We start from the raw sequence: 15,945 nt of genomic DNA, 5'->3' as shown, positions 1-15,945 counted from the left end.
ATGACAACCCAGGCTGTTACTGGTCGCCGTTATTTCACGAAAGCGTGGCTGATGGAGCAAAAATCGCTGATTGCCCTGCTGGTGCTGATCGCGGTGGTATCGACCATGAGCCCCAACTTTTTTACCGTCAATAACCTGTTCAATATCCTGCAACAGACCTCCGTTAACGCCATCATGGCGGTAGGGATGACGCTGGTCATACTGACCTCGGGGATCGACCTGTCCGTCGGCTCCCTGTTGGCGCTCACCGGTGCGGTGGCGGCGTCGATTGTCGGCATTGAGGTTAATGCGCTGGTGGCGGTCGCTGCTGCCCTCGCATTGGGTGCCGCGATCGGCGCAGTCACCGGGGTGATTGTGGCGAAAGGCCGCGTGCAGGCCTTCATCGCTACCCTGGTGATGATGCTGCTGCTGCGCGGCGTGACCATGGTGTACACCAACGGCAGTCCGATCAACACCGGCTTTAGCGATAACGCCGATCTGTTTGGCTGGTTTGGCATCGGGCGTCCGCTGGGGATCCCGACGCCGGTATGGATCATGGCGATTGTCTTCCTGGCGGCCTGGTACATGCTGCACCATACTCGCCTGGGCCGTTATATTTACGCGCTGGGCGGTAATGAAGCGGCGACGCGTCTGTCCGGGATTAGCGTCAATAAAGTCAAAATTATCGTCTACGCCTTGTGCGGGATGCTGGCGTCGCTGGCCGGGATCATCGAAGTGGCGCGTCTCTCCTCCGCGCAGCCGACGGCGGGGACGGGCTATGAGCTGGATGCCATTGCGGCGGTGGTGCTCGGTGGCACCAGCCTCGCGGGCGGCAAAGGACGCATTGTCGGCACGCTGATTGGCGCGCTGATCCTTGGCTTCCTGAATAATGGTCTTAATCTTTTAGGCGTTTCTTCCTATTACCAGATGATCGTTAAAGCGGTGGTGATTTTGCTGGCGGTACTGGTAGATAACAAAAAGCAGTAACTGAGAACTCTACAGGACATCTTAACTATGAATATGAAAAAACTGGCGACCCTGGTCTCTGCTGTTGCGCTAAGTGCGACCGTCAGCGCAAACGCGATGGCCAAAGACACCATCGCTCTGGTTATCTCTACCCTGAATAACCCGTTCTTCGTGTCGCTGAAAGACGGCGCGCAAAAAGAAGCTGACAAGCTGGGCTACAACCTGGTGGTGCTGGACTCCCAGAACAACCCGGCGAAAGAGCTGGCGAACGTCCAGGATTTGACGGTGCGCGGCGCCAGGCTGCTGCTGATCAACCCCACCGACTCTGATGCCGTCGGCAACGCCGTGAAGATGGCAAACCAGGCGAAAATCCCGGTCATCACCCTTGACCGTCAGGCCACAAAAGGCGATGTCGTGAGCCACATTGCGTCTGACAACGTGCAGGGCGGAAAAATGGCTGGCGATTACATCGCGAAAAAAGTGGGTGAAAGTGCGAAAGTCATTGAGCTGCAGGGCATTGCCGGGACTTCTGCGGCGCGCGAGCGCGGCGAAGGCTTTAAACAGGCCGTGGCGGCGCACAAGTTTAACGTCCTGGCCAGCCAGCCGGCCGATTTCGACCGTACCAAAGGGCTGAACGTGATGCAGAACCTGTTGACCGCACATCCTGACGTGCAGGCGGTATTCGCGCAAAATGATGAAATGGCGCTGGGCGCCCTGCGCGCGCTGCAGACCGCAGGCAAGTCCGATGTGATGGTGGTTGGATTTGACGGCACTCCGGATGGCGAAAAAGCAGTAAACAGTGGCAAACTGGCGGCGACCGTCGCACAGTTGCCGGAGCAGATCGGCGCGAAAGGCGTTGAGACGGCTGATAAGGTACTGAAGGGCGAAAAAGTGGAAGCTAACTACCCGGTTGAGCTGAAGCTGGTCGTTAAGCAGTAAAATGCGATTCGGACTGGCAACGGTCCGAGGGACAATATAAAAAAAGAAAAGCAGGGCATGCGCCACCGGATCCCGGTGGCGCGCTTTCCCGGGAACAGAAATGATGAAAACTGCAGGCAAACTTGTCGTCCTTGGCAGTATCAATGCCGATCACATTCTTAACCTTGACGCTTTCCCGACGCCGGGCGAAACCGTCACCGGCAACCATTATCAGGTGGCTTTCGGTGGTAAAGGGGCCAACCAGGCGGTCGCCGCCGGGCGCAGCGGAGCGGATATCGCGTTTATCGCCTGCACCGGCGATGACGACATCGGAGAACGCATCCGCCGCCAGCTGGCGAGCGATAAAATCGACGTGGCGCCTGTGCGCGCAGTCGCCGGGGAAGCGACCGGCGTGGCGTTAATCTTCGTTAACGCCGAAGGTGAGAATGTCATCGGTATTCATGCCGGCGCCAATGCGGCGCTTTCCGTCTCCCAGGTTGAGGCGGAAAAGGAACGTATCGCCAGCGCACAGGCGCTGTTAATGCAGCTGGAGTCGCCGCTGGAGAGCGTGTTGGCGGCGGCGAAAATCGCCCATCGCCATCAGACCACCGTGGTGCTTAATCCCGCGCCAGCGCGTGAACTGTCCGATGAACTGCTGGCGCTGGTGGATATCATTACCCCCAACGAAACCGAAGCGGAAAAGCTGACCGGTATTCGCGTTGAGAGCGACGAGGATGCGGCAAAAGCCGCCGACGTGCTGCATGCCAAAGGCATTGGTACGGTGATGATCACCCTCGGCAGCCGCGGCGTCTGGCTCAGTGCCGAAGGCGAAAGTCGTCGGATCCCGGGTTTTCGTGTGCAGGCCATTGATACTATCGCTGCCGGCGATACCTTTAACGGCGCGCTGGTAACCGCGTTGCTGGAAGGGACTTCCCTGCCGGAAGCGATCCGTTTTGCGCATGCCGCGGCGGCGATCGCCGTGACCCGCAAAGGCGCGCAGCCATCCGTGCCGTGGCGCACAGAGATTGATGAATTTTTAGCGCAACAGGGGTAATGCTTGGCTACGATGAAAGATGTGGCCCGCGTCGCGGGCGTTTCCACATCGACGGTGTCACACGTCATCAATAAGGACCGCTTTGTCAGTGAGGCGATTACCGCCAAAGTAGACGCTGCGATCAAAAGCCTCAACTACGCCCCCTCTGCGCTGGCGCGTAGCCTTAAGCTTAATCAAACCCGTACCATCGGCATGCTCATCACTGCCAGTACCAATCCGTTTTATTCGGAGCTGGTGCGGGGCGTGGAGCGCAGCTGTTTTGAGCGGGGTTATAGCCTCGTACTCTGTAATACGGAAGGTGATGAGCAGCGAATGAATCGTAATCTGGAGACGCTAATGCAAAAACGCGTCGATGGACTACTGCTGCTGTGCACGGAGACCCATCAGCCCTCTCCGGAAATTATGCAGCGCTATCCATCGGTACCGACGGTCATGATGGACTGGGCTCCCTTTGATGGCGATAGCGATCTGATTCAGGATAACTCGCTGCTTGGCGGCGATATGGCGACCCAGTATCTGATTGACCAGGGGCATTCGCGCATTGCCTGTATTGCCGGCCCGCTGGATAAAACCCCGGCGCGTCTGCGCCTTGAAGGTTACCATGCTGCGATGGCGCGCTGCGGCCTGCCGGTTGCCGACGGATACGTGGTGACCAGTGATTTTGAGTTTGGCGGCGGGTTTAGCGCGATGCAGCAGCTGCTGGCTTTGCCGCAGCGGCCGCAGGCGGTATTTGTCGGCAACGATGCCATGGCGGTTGGCGCTTATCAGGCGTTGTACCAGGCCGGTTTGCACATTCCGCAGGACATGGCGCTGGTGGGCTACGATGATATTGAGCTCGCACGCTATATGACACCGCCGTTGACCACCATTCACCAGCCAAAAGATGAGCTGGGAGAACTGGCCATCGATGTGCTGATCCATCGAATGGCCGATCCGCAGCAAAAGCAGCAACGCGTTCAGTTAACGCCGGAGCTGGTGGTTCGTGGCTCCGCTTAGCGTTTGTGCCGCTCGCTAATCAGATTACGGCCATCTTTCGCTCTTAACAGCATAAACATCAGCGCCGACACGATGGTGATCACGCCCATGGTTATAAAGGTGTAGTGAAACTGCTGTACCGTGCTGGCATTGTCAAAACCTTCATAGAAGCGCAGCACCGCAGCGCTGATGGCCACCCCGAGACTGATTGAAAGCTGCTGGGTCACCGCCAGCAGGCTGTTACCGCTGCTGGCATTGTCATCCGTCAGATCGGCCAGCGTAATGGTATTCATCGAGGTGAACTGCGTGGACATCGCCATCCCCAGCACAAACAGTGGCAGAAGAAGCATCCACAGCGGCATCTCTGGCGACTGCAGCGAGAACTGGGCAATCATGAGGCCAATAAATACCGTGATCCCCACCAGGGTCTTACGATAGCCAAACCAGCGCAGCACCTGGGTAACGGTAGATTTCGCAATAATGGAGCCGATAGCGGTAGGGGCAATCATACAGCCGGCGATAATGGCCGGATAGCCGAAGCCAACCTGCAGCATCAGCGGCATCAGAAATGGCACACAGCCGGTACCCAAACGCGTGGCAAGGTTGCCAGCAATGCCGACTGAGAAAGTATGCGTCTTAAATAAAGAGAGCGAGATAAGCGGCGCCGGATGGCGGCGCGCGTGGCGAACATAGGCCACGAGCAGTAACAGACTGACGGCAATCACGGCCAGCGCCAGCCATGTCGCCACGATTTTTTCTCCAAACAGTTCAATACCGCTGGAAAACAGTACCAGGCTTAAGCCAAATAACAGAAAACCGGTTATATCGAAGCGCCTGCGCGGCGTCGTGAAATTTGGCATGAATTTGCGGGCATACAGAATGCCAATCACCCCGATGGGAATGTTTATCAGGAAAATCCAATGCCAGCTGGCCCAGGTGACAAACACCCCGCCGAGCACCGGGCCCAGTATCGGCCCCACCAGACCTGGCATGGTCACAAAGTTCAGTACCGGAAGCAGCTCGCTGCGGGGATAGGCGCGCAGCAGCGCCAGCCTCGCCACCGGCATCATCATCGCCCCGCCGATCCCCTGAATCACCCGAAAAATGACCAGCTCCATTAATGAGCTGGAGAGCGCGCAGGCGAGAGACCCCAAAGTGAACAAGCTAACAGCGATGATAAAGACCCGGCGCGTGCCGAAGCGATCGGCCAGCCAGCCGCTGACCGGGATCAGCATCGCTACCGTCAGCGTATAGCTGATAATGGCCGACTGCATCGCTAAGGGAGAACGATTAAGACTGTGGGCAATAGCCGGGAGGGCGGTGTTAAGAATGGTGGCATCCAGCGCCTGCATAAAGAAGGCCATCGCCGCGATCCACGGCAGGCCAGCCATACTGCGCCCTTTTTTTCCGCTCATGCCAATTCCTTGTTATTGATTTACGGGGTGAGGGGCGTTCAACAACGCCTGGCAGGCGAGCAAGGCACCTGGCGCATCACTGTTGAGAATGGCATCGACAATCGCCTGGTGGAGATCCAGCTTCACTACTTCATTTTGCGTAATCGACGTGAAGTAGGTGTGGTAGACGGAATGAAATAAAGAAGCGAATGAGCTGAGGAAAGGATTACCGCTCATTTCATAGATATGTTCATGCCAGGCCATATCGACCTCTATCCAGCGATCGCGCTGAAAATGACGTTTCAAGGCAATCATCTCTTCCATTAAAGTATTGAGCTGCGCTTTTTGTTCTGCGGTGCCGTTAGCGGCAGCGAGAAAACAGGCCTGGGGCTCCAGGCTGCTGCGCATGACGAGAAAGTGGCTCACCACTTCTTCGAAGTTATCTTCTGTTAGCCACCAGGACAGGAGTTCCTTATCCAGGAAGTTCCAACTGCTGCGCGGCATCACCCGGGTGCCAATGCGAGGGCGGGGCAGCAACATGCCTTTTGCCGTTAGCGTCTTCACCGCTTCACGGACGGCGGTACGGCTCACACCGAACTGCTCCCCCAACTCCATCTCGCCGGGAAGAATGCTTTCAGGCTGATATTCGCCAGTCAGTATTTTTTGGGCGAGCTTCTCGGCCAGTACCCAGGAGATGTTCTTTTGTGCCGCCAGTTGCTGTGCGCTTAAAGACATAAATGCCGTTCCTTTCTTTTCTTTACTCTAACAGTATGCCACCAGGCGTCCCGTTTCGTCGGTTAAAACAGCAAAACGGCGGTTTTTTGCGACATTCCTCGCCGCATTGTTGAAAAAAGAGACGGTTGAAAAGTTTTTTTGAATTTCCCCTTGTCACCTCAGAATTACTCCCTATAATGCGCCTCCACTGACACGGAACAACGGCAAGCAAGCCGCCGGGTCAGCGGGGTTCCGGTGAGAACCTCGCAGAGAAAAGCAAAAATAAATGCTTGACTCTGAAGCGGGAAAGCGTAATATGCACACCCCGCGCCGCAGCGAAAAACGAAGCGGCACTGCTCTTTAACAATTTATCAGACAATCTGTGTGGGCACTCAAAGTGACATGGATTCTTAACGTCCTCGGACGAAAAATGAATACCAAGTCTCTGAGTGAACATGCGTAATTCATTACGAAGTTTAATTCACGAGCATCAAACTTAAATTGAAGAGTTTGATCATGGCTCAGATTGAACGCTGGCGGCAGGCCTAACACATGCAAGTCGAGCGGTAGCACAGAGAGCTTGCTCTCGGGTGACGAGCGGCGGACGGGTGAGTAATGTCTGGGAAACTGCCTGATGGAGGGGGATAACTACTGGAAACGGTAGCTAATACCGCATAACGTCGCAAGACCAAAGTGGGGGACCTTCGGGCCTCATGCCATCAGATGTGCCCAGATGGGATTAGCTAGTAGGTGGGGTAACGGCTCACCTAGGCGACGATCCCTAGCTGGTCTGAGAGGATGACCAGCCACACTGGAACTGAGACACGGTCCAGACTCCTACGGGAGGCAGCAGTGGGGAATATTGCACAATGGGCGCAAGCCTGATGCAGCCATGCCGCGTGTGTGAAGAAGGCCTTCGGGTTGTAAAGCACTTTCAGCGGGGAGGAAGGCGATAAGGTTAATAACCTTGTCGATTGACGTTACCCGCAGAAGAAGCACCGGCTAACTCCGTGCCAGCAGCCGCGGTAATACGGAGGGTGCAAGCGTTAATCGGAATTACTGGGCGTAAAGCGCACGCAGGCGGTCTGTCAAGTCGGATGTGAAATCCCCGGGCTCAACCTGGGAACTGCATTCGAAACTGGCAGGCTAGAGTCTTGTAGAGGGGGGTAGAATTCCAGGTGTAGCGGTGAAATGCGTAGAGATCTGGAGGAATACCGGTGGCGAAGGCGGCCCCCTGGACAAAGACTGACGCTCAGGTGCGAAAGCGTGGGGAGCAAACAGGATTAGATACCCTGGTAGTCCACGCTGTAAACGATGTCGATTTGGAGGTTGTGCCCTTGAGGCGTGGCTTCCGGAGCTAACGCGTTAAATCGACCGCCTGGGGAGTACGGCCGCAAGGTTAAAACTCAAATGAATTGACGGGGGCCCGCACAAGCGGTGGAGCATGTGGTTTAATTCGATGCAACGCGAAGAACCTTACCTGGTCTTGACATCCACAGAACTTTCCAGAGATGGATTGGTGCCTTCGGGAACTGTGAGACAGGTGCTGCATGGCTGTCGTCAGCTCGTGTTGTGAAATGTTGGGTTAAGTCCCGCAACGAGCGCAACCCTTATCCTTTGTTGCCAGCGGTTAGGCCGGGAACTCAAAGGAGACTGCCAGTGATAAACTGGAGGAAGGTGGGGATGACGTCAAGTCATCATGGCCCTTACGACCAGGGCTACACACGTGCTACAATGGCATATACAAAGAGAAGCGACCTCGCGAGAGCAAGCGGACCTCATAAAGTATGTCGTAGTCCGGATTGGAGTCTGCAACTCGACTCCATGAAGTCGGAATCGCTAGTAATCGTAGATCAGAATGCTACGGTGAATACGTTCCCGGGCCTTGTACACACCGCCCGTCACACCATGGGAGTGGGTTGCAAAAGAAGTAGGTAGCTTAACCTTCGGGAGGGCGCTTACCACTTTGTGATTCATGACTGGGGTGAAGTCGTAACAAGGTAACCGTAGGGGAACCTGCGGTTGGATCACCTCCTTACCTTAAAGAACCTGCCTTTGTAGTGTCCACACAGATTGTCTGATGAAAGTAAAGAAGCAAGGCGTCTTGCGATTGAGACTTCAGTGTCCCCTTCGTCTAGAGGCCCAGGACACCGCCCTTTCACGGCGGTAACAGGGGTTCGAATCCCCTAGGGGACGCCACTTGCTGGTTCGTGAGTGAAAGACGCGTGCCGATGTATCTCAAAACTCATCTTCGGGTGATGTTTGAGATATTTGCTCTTTAAAAATCTGGATCAAGCTGAAAATTGAAACGACACACAGTTAATGTGTGTTCGAGTCTCTCAAATTTTCGCGACACGATGATGTTTTACGAAACATCTTCGGGTTGTGAGGTTAAGCGACTAAGCGTACACGGTGGATGCCCTGGCAGTCAGAGGCGATGAAGGACGTGCTAATCTGCGAAAAGCGTCGGTAAGGTGATATGAACCGTTATAGCCGGCGATGTCCGAATGGGGAAACCCAGTGCAATTCGTTGCACTATCGTTAACTGAATACATAGGTTAACGAGGCGAACCGGGGGAACTGAAACATCTAAGTACCCCGAGGAAAAGAAATCAACCGAGATTCCCCCAGTAGCGGCGAGCGAACGGGGAGCAGCCCAGAGTCTGAATCAGCTTGTGTGTTAGTGGAACGGTCTGGAAAGTCCGACGGTACAGGGTGATAGTCCCGTACACCAAAATGCACAGGTTGTGAACTCGAAGAGTAGGGCGGGACACGTGGTATCCTGTCTGAATATGGGGGGACCATCCTCCAAGGCTAAATACTCCTGACTGACCGATAGTGAACCAGTACCGTGAGGGAAAGGCGAAAAGAACCCCGGCGAGGGGAGTGAAAAAGAACCTGAAACCGTGTACGTACAAGCAGTGGGAGCACCTTCGGGTGTGACTGCGTACCTTTTGTATAATGGGTCAGCGACTTATATTCTGTAGCAAGGTTAACCGTATAGGGGAGCCGCAGGGAAACCGAGTCTTAACTGGGCGTTAAGTTGCAGGGTATAGACCCGAAACCCGGTGATCTAGCCATGGGCAGGTTGAAGGTTGGGTAACACTAACTGGAGGACCGAACCGACTAATGTTGAAAAATTAGCGGATGACTTGTGGCTGGGGGTGAAAGGCCAATCAAACCGGGAGATAGCTGGTTCTCCCCGAAAGCTATTTAGGTAGCGCCTCGTGAATTCATCTTCGGGGGTAGAGCACTGTTTCGGCTAGGGGGTCATCCCGACTTACCAACCCGATGCAAACTACGAATACCGAAGAATGTTATCACGGGAGACACACGGCGGGTGCTAACGTCCGTCGTGAAGAGGGAAACAACCCAGACCGCCAGCTAAGGTCCCAAAGTCATGGTTAAGTGGGAAACGATGTGGGAAGGCACAGACAGCCAGGATGTTGGCTTAGAAGCAGCCATCATTTAAAGAAAGCGTAATAGCTCACTGGTCGAGTCGGCCTGCGCGGAAGATGTAACGGGGCTAAACCATGCACCGAAGCTGCGGCAGCGACACTATGTGTTGTTGGGTAGGGGAGCGTTCTGTAAGCCTGCGAAGGTGACCTGTGAGGGTTGCTGGAGGTATCAGAAGTGCGAATGCTGACATAAGTAACGATAAAGCGGGTGAAAAGCCCGCTCGCCGGAAGACCAAGGGTTCCTGTCCAACGTTAATCGGGGCAGGGTGAGTCGACCCCTAAGGCGAGGCCGAAAGGCGTAGTCGATGGGAAACAGGTTAATATTCCTGTACTTGGTGTTACTGCGAAGGGGGGACGGAGAAGGCTATGTTAGCCGGGCGACGGTTGTCCCGGTTTAAGCATGTAGGCGGAGGTTCCAGGTAAATCCGGTACCTTTTAACGCTGAGGTGTGATGACGAGGCACTACGGTGCTGAAGTAACAAATGCCCTGCTTCCAGGAAAAGCCTCTAAGCATCAGGTAACATTGAATCGTACCCCAAACCGACACAGGTGGTCAGGTAGAGAATACCAAGGCGCTTGAGAGAACTCGGGTGAAGGAACTAGGCAAAATGGTGCCGTAACTTCGGGAGAAGGCACGCTGGTGTGTAGGTGAAGTCCCTGCGGATGGAGCTGAGACCAGTCGAAGATACCAGCTGGCTGCAACTGTTTATTAAAAACACAGCACTGTGCAAACACGAAAGTGGACGTATACGGTGTGACGCCTGCCCGGTGCCGGAAGGTTAATTGATGGGGTTATCCGTAAGGAGAAGCTCTTGATCGAAGCCCCGGTAAACGGCGGCCGTAACTATAACGGTCCTAAGGTAGCGAAATTCCTTGTCGGGTAAGTTCCGACCTGCACGAATGGCGTAATGATGGCCAGGCTGTCTCCACCCGAGACTCAGTGAAATTGAACTCGCTGTGAAGATGCAGTGTACCCGCGGCAAGACGGAAAGACCCCGTGAACCTTTACTATAGCTTGACACTGAACATTGAGCCTTGATGTGTAGGATAGGTGGGAGGCTTTGAAGCGTGGACGCCAGTCTGCGTGGAGCCAACCTTGAAATACCACCCTTTAATGTTTGATGTTCTAACGTAGGCCCCTTATCGGGGTTGCGGACAGTGTCTGGTGGGTAGTTTGACTGGGGCGGTCTCCTCCCAAAGAGTAACGGAGGAGCACGAAGGTTAGCTAATCCTGGTCGGACATCAGGAGGTTAGTGCAATGGCATAAGCTAGCTTGACTGCGAGCGTGACGGCGCGAGCAGGTGCGAAAGCAGGTCATAGTGATCCGGTGGTTCTGAATGGAAGGGCCATCGCTCAACGGATAAAAGGTACTCCGGGGATAACAGGCTGATACCGCCCAAGAGTTCATATCGACGGCGGTGTTTGGCACCTCGATGTCGGCTCATCACATCCTGGGGCTGAAGTAGGTCCCAAGGGTATGGCTGTTCGCCATTTAAAGTGGTACGCGAGCTGGGTTTAGAACGTCGTGAGACAGTTCGGTCCCTATCTGCCGTGGGCGCTGGAGAATTGAGGGGGGCTGCTCCTAGTACGAGAGGACCGGAGTGGACGCATCACTGGTGTTCGGGTTGTCATGCCAATGGCACTGCCCGGTAGCTAAATGCGGAAGAGATAAGTGCTGAAAGCATCTAAGCACGAAACTTGCCCCGAGATGAGTTCTCCCTGAGACTTTAAGTCTCCTGAAGGAACGTTGAAGACGACGACGTTGATAGGCCGGGTGTGTAAGCGCAGCGATGCGTTGAGCTAACCGGTACTAATGAACCGTGAGGCTTAACCTTACAACGCCGAAGCTGTTTTGGCGATTTGAGAGAAGATTTTCAGCTCTGATACAGATTACTCGATGCGTCCGTGAGACGTGTTGAAAACAGAATTTGCCTGGCGGCGACAGCGCGGTGGTCCCACCTGACCCCATGCCGAACTCAGAAGTGAAACGCCGTAGCGCCGATGGTAGTGTGGGGTCTCCCCATGTGAGAGTAGGGAACTGCCAGGCATCAAATAAAGCAGAAAGCTCAGCCGAAAGACTGAGCTTTTTGTTTTTGCGTTTTAACAAGAACCCCGTCCCGAAAGGTGCGGGGTTTTTTGCTGTGTGGGTATGTCTCCCCGGTGGCGCTGCGCTTACCGGGGCTACGGATTCGCACCCGCCCTGCACGACCTGTAGCCCGGACAAGGTGCGCAGCACCGCCTTCGGGGAGGCCCCTGTCTGCCGATGCCATTCATTAACGTCTGTGTTAAGAAGCAACCCTACCGATAAACTGCTAATGCCTCTCTAACCAATTCGCAATAAATGTCGCGATCTGTTGAATATCATTTAAATCCAACTGCGGAAGCGAGGTCGCGATGGGCATATCGCTGGCCACGGCGATGGTATGTTCATCAATTATCAGCTCTTCTACACGATGGCCGCTGTTTTGCCGAAAAAGTAGGATCTTCGGCACGGGTTCATGTTTGAACCCCTCCACTAAAACCAGGTCCAGTTTGCTGACATCCATTCGACTGACAAGCCACGTGAGATCTAATCCCGGCGTCTCTGGCGTCTCCGTCATCAACGCCCAGCGCTGTTCGCTGGCGACAATAGTCTGCGCAGCGCCCGCCTTACGTAATTCATAGCTATCTTTGCCGGGCTTATCGACGTCCATATCATGATGGGTATGTTTTATCAGCCCGGGACGCAGACCTCTGACGCAAAGCTCAGGGATAAGACGCTTTAATAATGTTGTTTTTCCGGTACCGCTCCATGCGGCGATCGCCAGTAATGGGGTCATGATGGCTCCTGCATCTGCTGCAAATCTTCAAGCGTATTTACATTGATGAACGCTGATTTCACATCGCTGAAATTCACCGGGCGCCCACCCACTTGTCGCATAAAGACCATCACCCTGCGCTCTCCATGAGCCAGATAAGCCTCCAGTTCCGGAATGATTTGACGATGAACTAATGCAACGGCGGGATGATCCCGTTCGCCGTCATGGGCCCAAACGACCGGTGCGGCCCCTTTCTGCTGGATAAAGCGCTCCACCAAAAAGGATGGAATGAACGGCGTGTCGCAGGGGCAAAAAACAAACCATGGGCTCGCGACCTGCTGCATCACAGCAAGCATTCCGGCCAGCGGCCCCTGATAACCCTCCTGTATGTCTCGAAAGACCGGATATCCGCTGGCACGCCACTGTTCAAGATGACGATTGGCGCTAATGACTAACTCATCTACCTGCGGGGCTAATGTCTCCGCGACGTGACGCCAGAGAGGGCGACCATTTAGCGCCTGTAATCCTTTATCAATGCCGCCCATTCGCGTGGCTTTGCCGCCTGCCAGCACGACGCCGGTTATCGCCTCGCTTTGCATCTGAATATCGCCTCTTTCATTGTGGGATTGACCCTGTTAACTTGTCCCTATCAAGAGTAAGGAGCATGACCATGAAATGTAAACGTCTGAATGAAGTAATTGAACTCCTCCAGCCTGCCTGGCAGAAAGAGCCTGAACTGAATCTGATGCAATTTTTGCAGAAACTGGCGAAAGAGGCTGGCTATGATGGCGAACTGAGCGATCTTTCCGACGATATTCTGATCTATCACCTGAAGATGCGTGACTCTTCTAAAGATGCCGTCATTCCTGGTATTCAGAAGGATTATGAAGAGGACTTTAAAACCGCGCTGCTGCGCGCCCGCGGGGTAATAAAAGAGTAAAAGGTTGTAAGCGCTGCCGCGTAAAGTGCAATGAGATGATATCCTGAACTATTCGTACGATTATCGGATGTCAGGATGCACGATAAGGCTTTTACTTTTCAGACGCTTCGCCCGGATACCATTATCGATGGGTTATTCGATCTGGGTATGCGGGTGGACTCCGGTCTCACCCCGCTAAACAGCTATGAGAACCGCGTTTATCAGTTCCAGGACGAAGAGCGCCATCGCTATGTGGTAAAGTTCTATCGTCCTGAGCGCTGGTCCGCAGAACAGATCCTTGAAGAACACCAGTTTGCACTTCAGCTTGTAGAAGATGAAGTGCCCGTTGCTGCGCCGCTCTTCTTTAACGACAGCACGCTTCATCAGCATCAGGGATTCTACTTTGCCGTTTTCCCAAGCCTTGGCGGTCGTCAGTTTGAAGCGGATAACCTTGATCAGATGGAATGGGTTGGCCGCTATCTGGGGCGCCTGCACCAGACGGGCCGCAAACAGCGCTTTACTGCCCGCCCGGAAATTGGCGTCCAGGAGTACCTGCTGGAACCGCGCCAGGTATTTGAACAGGCGACGCTGATCCCCTCTGGCCTGAAGGCCGATTTCCTGAAGGCGACCGATAAACTCATTGCTGCCGTCATGGAGCAATGGCACGGCCGCGGGAACACGTTACGCCTGCACGGTGACTGCCATGCGGGTAATATCCTCTGGCGCGACGGGCCACTGTTTGTCGACTTAGACGATGCGCGAACCGGCCCGGCGATTCAGGATCTGTGGATGCTGCTCAACGGTGATAAGGCTGAACAGCGTATGCAGCTGGAGACCATTGTCGAGGCCTATGAGGAATTCAGCCCCTTTAACAGCGATGAAATCGCGCTAATTGAACCTTTACGCGCTATGCGACTGGTTTATTATCTGGCGTGGTTGCTCAGACGCTGGGACGATCCCGCTTTCCCGGTCAATTTCCCCTGGTTAACCGGGGAGGATTACTGGCGGGGGCAGACGTCGACTTTTCTTGAGCAGGTGAAGGTTCTACAGGAACCCCCGCTTCAGTTAACGCCAATGTATTAATGTGATATATCCAGGAGAGAGTAAATCATGAAAAAAGTTTGGCTGGCGCTGGCTGGTATGATTCTGGCTTTTAGTGCATCCGCTGCCCAGATCACCGATGGCAAGCAGTACATTACCCTTGATAAGCCGATTGCTGGCGAGCCGCAGGTGCTCGAGTTCTTCTCATTCTACTGCCCGCACTGCTACCAGTTTGAAGAAGTGCTGCATGTTTCTGACAATGTGCGTCAGAAACTGCCGGAAGGCACCAAAATGACCAAATACCACGTTGAGTTCCTGGGCCCTCTGGGCAAGGATCTGACGCGGGCGTGGGCGGTGGCCATCGCGCTGGGTGTTGAAGATAAAATTACTGCGCCGATGTTCGAAGCCGTGCAGAAAACCCAGACCGTGCAGAGCGTGGCTGACATTCGTAAAGTGTTTGTCGACGCTGGCGTGAAAGGGGAAGACTACGATGCCGCATGGAATAGCTTCGTGGTGAAATCTCTGGTCGCTCAGCAAGAGAAAGCGGCAGCCGATCTGCAGCTGCAGGGGGTACCGGCTATGTATGTTAATGGTAAATACCAGCTGAACCCGCAGGGGATGGACACCAGCAATATGGATGTCTTCGTCGCTCAGTATGCGGATACCGTGAAGCAACTGGTAGAGAAGAAATAAAAAAAACGCCGGTCACTGACCGGCGTTACCTTAGCTATTCTGGCAGTGACTACCTTTCTTTGTCCCGCATGATGTCAGTCAACTGACGGTCTTTCTCTTCCCATAGCCCATTGAGCCAGCGCTGGAAGCCGCGCTTAAAGTTCTTATCGTTAACGTAATCGCCGTGCAGCTCTTCACCAATAGGAACCAGATTGATACGTACTACAATGCGCGTCAGGCGGCCGCTTAACATATCGTAAAACGGCTTTGTATTATTCTCCGGGTAGCACAGCGTGACATTCAGTAGTTTATCGAACTGCGAACCGAGCACGTTTAACGCCATGGCGATACCTGCCGCTTTAGGCGGTAGCAGGTTATCGTAAGGCGAGCGCGTCTCGTGCTTTTTGGCTTCGGTAAAACGCGAGCCTTCCACAAAATTGACGATAGTCGTCGGATGCGCGCGAAATTTTTCACATGAACGGCGGGTGGTTTCGACATCTTTACCGCGGCGTTCCGGGTGTCTAATAAGGTAACTGCGTGAATAGCGGCGCATAAAGGGCATATCCAACGCCCAGCAGGCGAGGCCGATGAAGGGTACCCACGCCAGCTGTTGTTTAAGGAAGTACTTATTCATCGGAATATGCTTGCGGAACAGCACGCACAGCACCACGATATCTGCCCAGCTATGGTGGTTACTGATCAGCAGATACCAGTTCTTTTTATTTAAGCCTTCCAGACCCTCGACGTCCCATTTAAGCCAGGGATTGAGATGCAACAGCAGCGCCAGCCCTTCGCACCAGCAATACATCATAAAATTGCAAAAAACAGATATAGAGCGCCATACCGCTGGAATGGGGACCAGCAGTTTAATCAGCCCGGCGACGATGATCGGTACAGAGCAGATAATGGTGACTAAGATGGTTAAGGCGATACTCAGCGGAAGTGTTATCGCAGCGAGTAATCTCGACATAGTTAGTTTATTCAGAAAGTTAGGCTGACAAAGAGCGCCTTTAAGCTGCGCAAGGGGCTGATTTTACCAGAAAACGCGGCAAATGAC

Annotated in this window: 12 protein-coding genes, 1 tRNA gene and 3 rRNA genes; 11 read left to right on the top strand and 5 right to left on the bottom strand. The window is 54.2% G+C overall.

All coding sequences use genetic code 11. From position 1 onward, the window contains the following. The 4 genes from rbsC to rbsR all read left to right on the top strand — a co-directional run bounded on the left by rbsC (position 1) and on the right by rbsR (position 3,913). Positions 1 to 966, top strand: coding sequence for a ribose ABC transporter permease (rbsC, locus tag SP68_RS25585; protein WP_008806709.1), 966 nt, complete (start codon positions 1 to 3; stop codon positions 964 to 966). 27 nt (positions 967 to 993) lie between these two features. Next, positions 994 to 1,884 carry a ribose ABC transporter substrate-binding protein RbsB gene (rbsB, locus tag SP68_RS25580; RefSeq protein WP_008806708.1) on the top strand — a complete coding sequence of 297 codons (891 nt, stop codon included), beginning with the start codon at positions 994 to 996 and terminating at the stop codon, positions 1,882 to 1,884. A 100-nt stretch (positions 1,885 to 1,984) separates the two neighbouring features. After that, entirely contained in the window at positions 1,985 to 2,917 is a 933-nt protein-coding gene (gene rbsK, locus SP68_RS25575) for a ribokinase (RefSeq protein ID WP_008806707.1), read from the top strand. Positions 2,918 to 2,920: 3 nt separating this feature from the next. Continuing rightward, positions 2,921 to 3,913: a ribose operon transcriptional repressor RbsR gene (gene rbsR / locus SP68_RS25570; protein ID WP_012543295.1), complete on the top strand. Its 993-nt coding sequence runs from the start codon at positions 2,921 to 2,923 to the stop codon at positions 3,911 to 3,913. Here the strand turns inward: rbsR and mdtD are convergent. Both mdtD and SP68_RS25560 read right to left on the bottom strand, forming a co-directional pair. Then, positions 3,910 to 5,307, bottom strand: a complete 1,398-nt coding sequence (mdtD, locus tag SP68_RS25565; protein ID WP_023298394.1) for a multidrug transporter subunit MdtD — start codon at positions 5,305 to 5,307, stop codon at positions 3,910 to 3,912. The two genes, rbsR and mdtD, sit on opposite strands and share 4 nt — an antisense overlap. Positions 5,308 to 5,319: 12 nt before the next feature. Further along, a complete protein-coding gene (locus SP68_RS25560; RefSeq protein ID WP_008806704.1) occupies positions 5,320 to 6,021 on the bottom strand; it encodes a FadR/GntR family transcriptional regulator in 702 nt (233 codons plus the stop codon). Positions 6,022 to 6,498: 477 nt separating this feature from the next. Between SP68_RS25560 and SP68_RS25550 the strand changes: the two genes are divergently transcribed. The 4 genes from SP68_RS25550 to rrf all read left to right on the top strand — a co-directional run bounded on the left by SP68_RS25550 (position 6,499) and on the right by rrf (position 11,505). Further along, a 16S ribosomal RNA gene (locus SP68_RS25550) occupies positions 6,499 to 8,038 on the top strand. An 85-nt stretch (positions 8,039 to 8,123) separates the two neighbouring features. After that, a tRNA-Glu gene (locus tag SP68_RS25545) sits at positions 8,124 to 8,199 on the top strand. A gap of 190 nt (positions 8,200 to 8,389) precedes the next feature. Further along, a 23S ribosomal RNA gene (locus SP68_RS25540) occupies positions 8,390 to 11,293 on the top strand. A gap of 96 nt (positions 11,294 to 11,389) precedes the next feature. After that, a 5S ribosomal RNA gene (rrf, locus tag SP68_RS25535) occupies positions 11,390 to 11,505 on the top strand. The 16S, 23S and 5S rRNA genes sit together here with 1 tRNA gene alongside, the layout of an rRNA operon. 265 nt (positions 11,506 to 11,770) lie before the next feature. On the opposite strand, the gene mobB is transcribed toward rrf, so the two are convergent. Both mobB and mobA read right to left on the bottom strand, forming a co-directional pair. After that, positions 11,771 to 12,277: a molybdopterin-guanine dinucleotide biosynthesis protein MobB gene (mobB, locus tag SP68_RS25525; protein ID WP_016162031.1), complete on the bottom strand. Its 507-nt coding sequence runs from the start codon at positions 12,275 to 12,277 to the stop codon at positions 11,771 to 11,773. Next, positions 12,274 to 12,855 (bottom strand): molybdenum cofactor guanylyltransferase MobA, encoded by a 582-nt coding sequence (gene mobA, locus SP68_RS25520; RefSeq protein WP_016162032.1) that lies wholly within the window; start codon positions 12,853 to 12,855, stop codon positions 12,274 to 12,276. Before mobA ends, mobB begins: the two co-directional genes overlap by 4 nt. A gap of 71 nt (positions 12,856 to 12,926) precedes the next feature. Between mobA and SP68_RS25515 the strand changes: the two genes are divergently transcribed. The 3 genes from SP68_RS25515 to dsbA all read left to right on the top strand — a co-directional run bounded on the left by SP68_RS25515 (position 12,927) and on the right by dsbA (position 14,909). Then, positions 12,927 to 13,196: a YihD family protein gene (locus tag SP68_RS25515; protein ID WP_002882612.1), complete on the top strand. Its 270-nt coding sequence runs from the start codon at positions 12,927 to 12,929 to the stop codon at positions 13,194 to 13,196. Positions 13,197 to 13,271: 75 nt separating this feature from the next. Continuing rightward, positions 13,272 to 14,258, top strand: a complete 987-nt coding sequence (locus SP68_RS25510) for a serine/threonine protein kinase (protein WP_008807918.1) — start codon at positions 13,272 to 13,274, stop codon at positions 14,256 to 14,258. A 27-nt stretch (positions 14,259 to 14,285) separates the two neighbouring features. Beyond that, positions 14,286 to 14,909, top strand: coding sequence for a thiol:disulfide interchange protein DsbA (dsbA, locus tag SP68_RS25505; protein WP_040970641.1), 624 nt, complete (start codon positions 14,286 to 14,288; stop codon positions 14,907 to 14,909). 49 nt (positions 14,910 to 14,958) lie between these two features. Here the strand turns inward: dsbA and SP68_RS25500 are convergent, their stop codons facing one another. Continuing rightward, complete coding sequence (locus tag SP68_RS25500; RefSeq protein WP_008807916.1) at positions 14,959 to 15,858, bottom strand: acyltransferase; 900 nt, start codon at positions 15,856 to 15,858, stop codon at positions 14,959 to 14,961. Between the last annotated feature and the right edge of the window lie 87 nt (positions 15,859 to 15,945).

The sequence above is a fragment of the Klebsiella variicola genome (genome assembly GCF_000828055.2).
GTDB classification, from domain to species: Bacteria; Pseudomonadota; Gammaproteobacteria; order Enterobacterales; family Enterobacteriaceae; genus Klebsiella; species Klebsiella variicola.
This window is presented reverse-complemented; position numbering and strand designations above follow the sequence as displayed.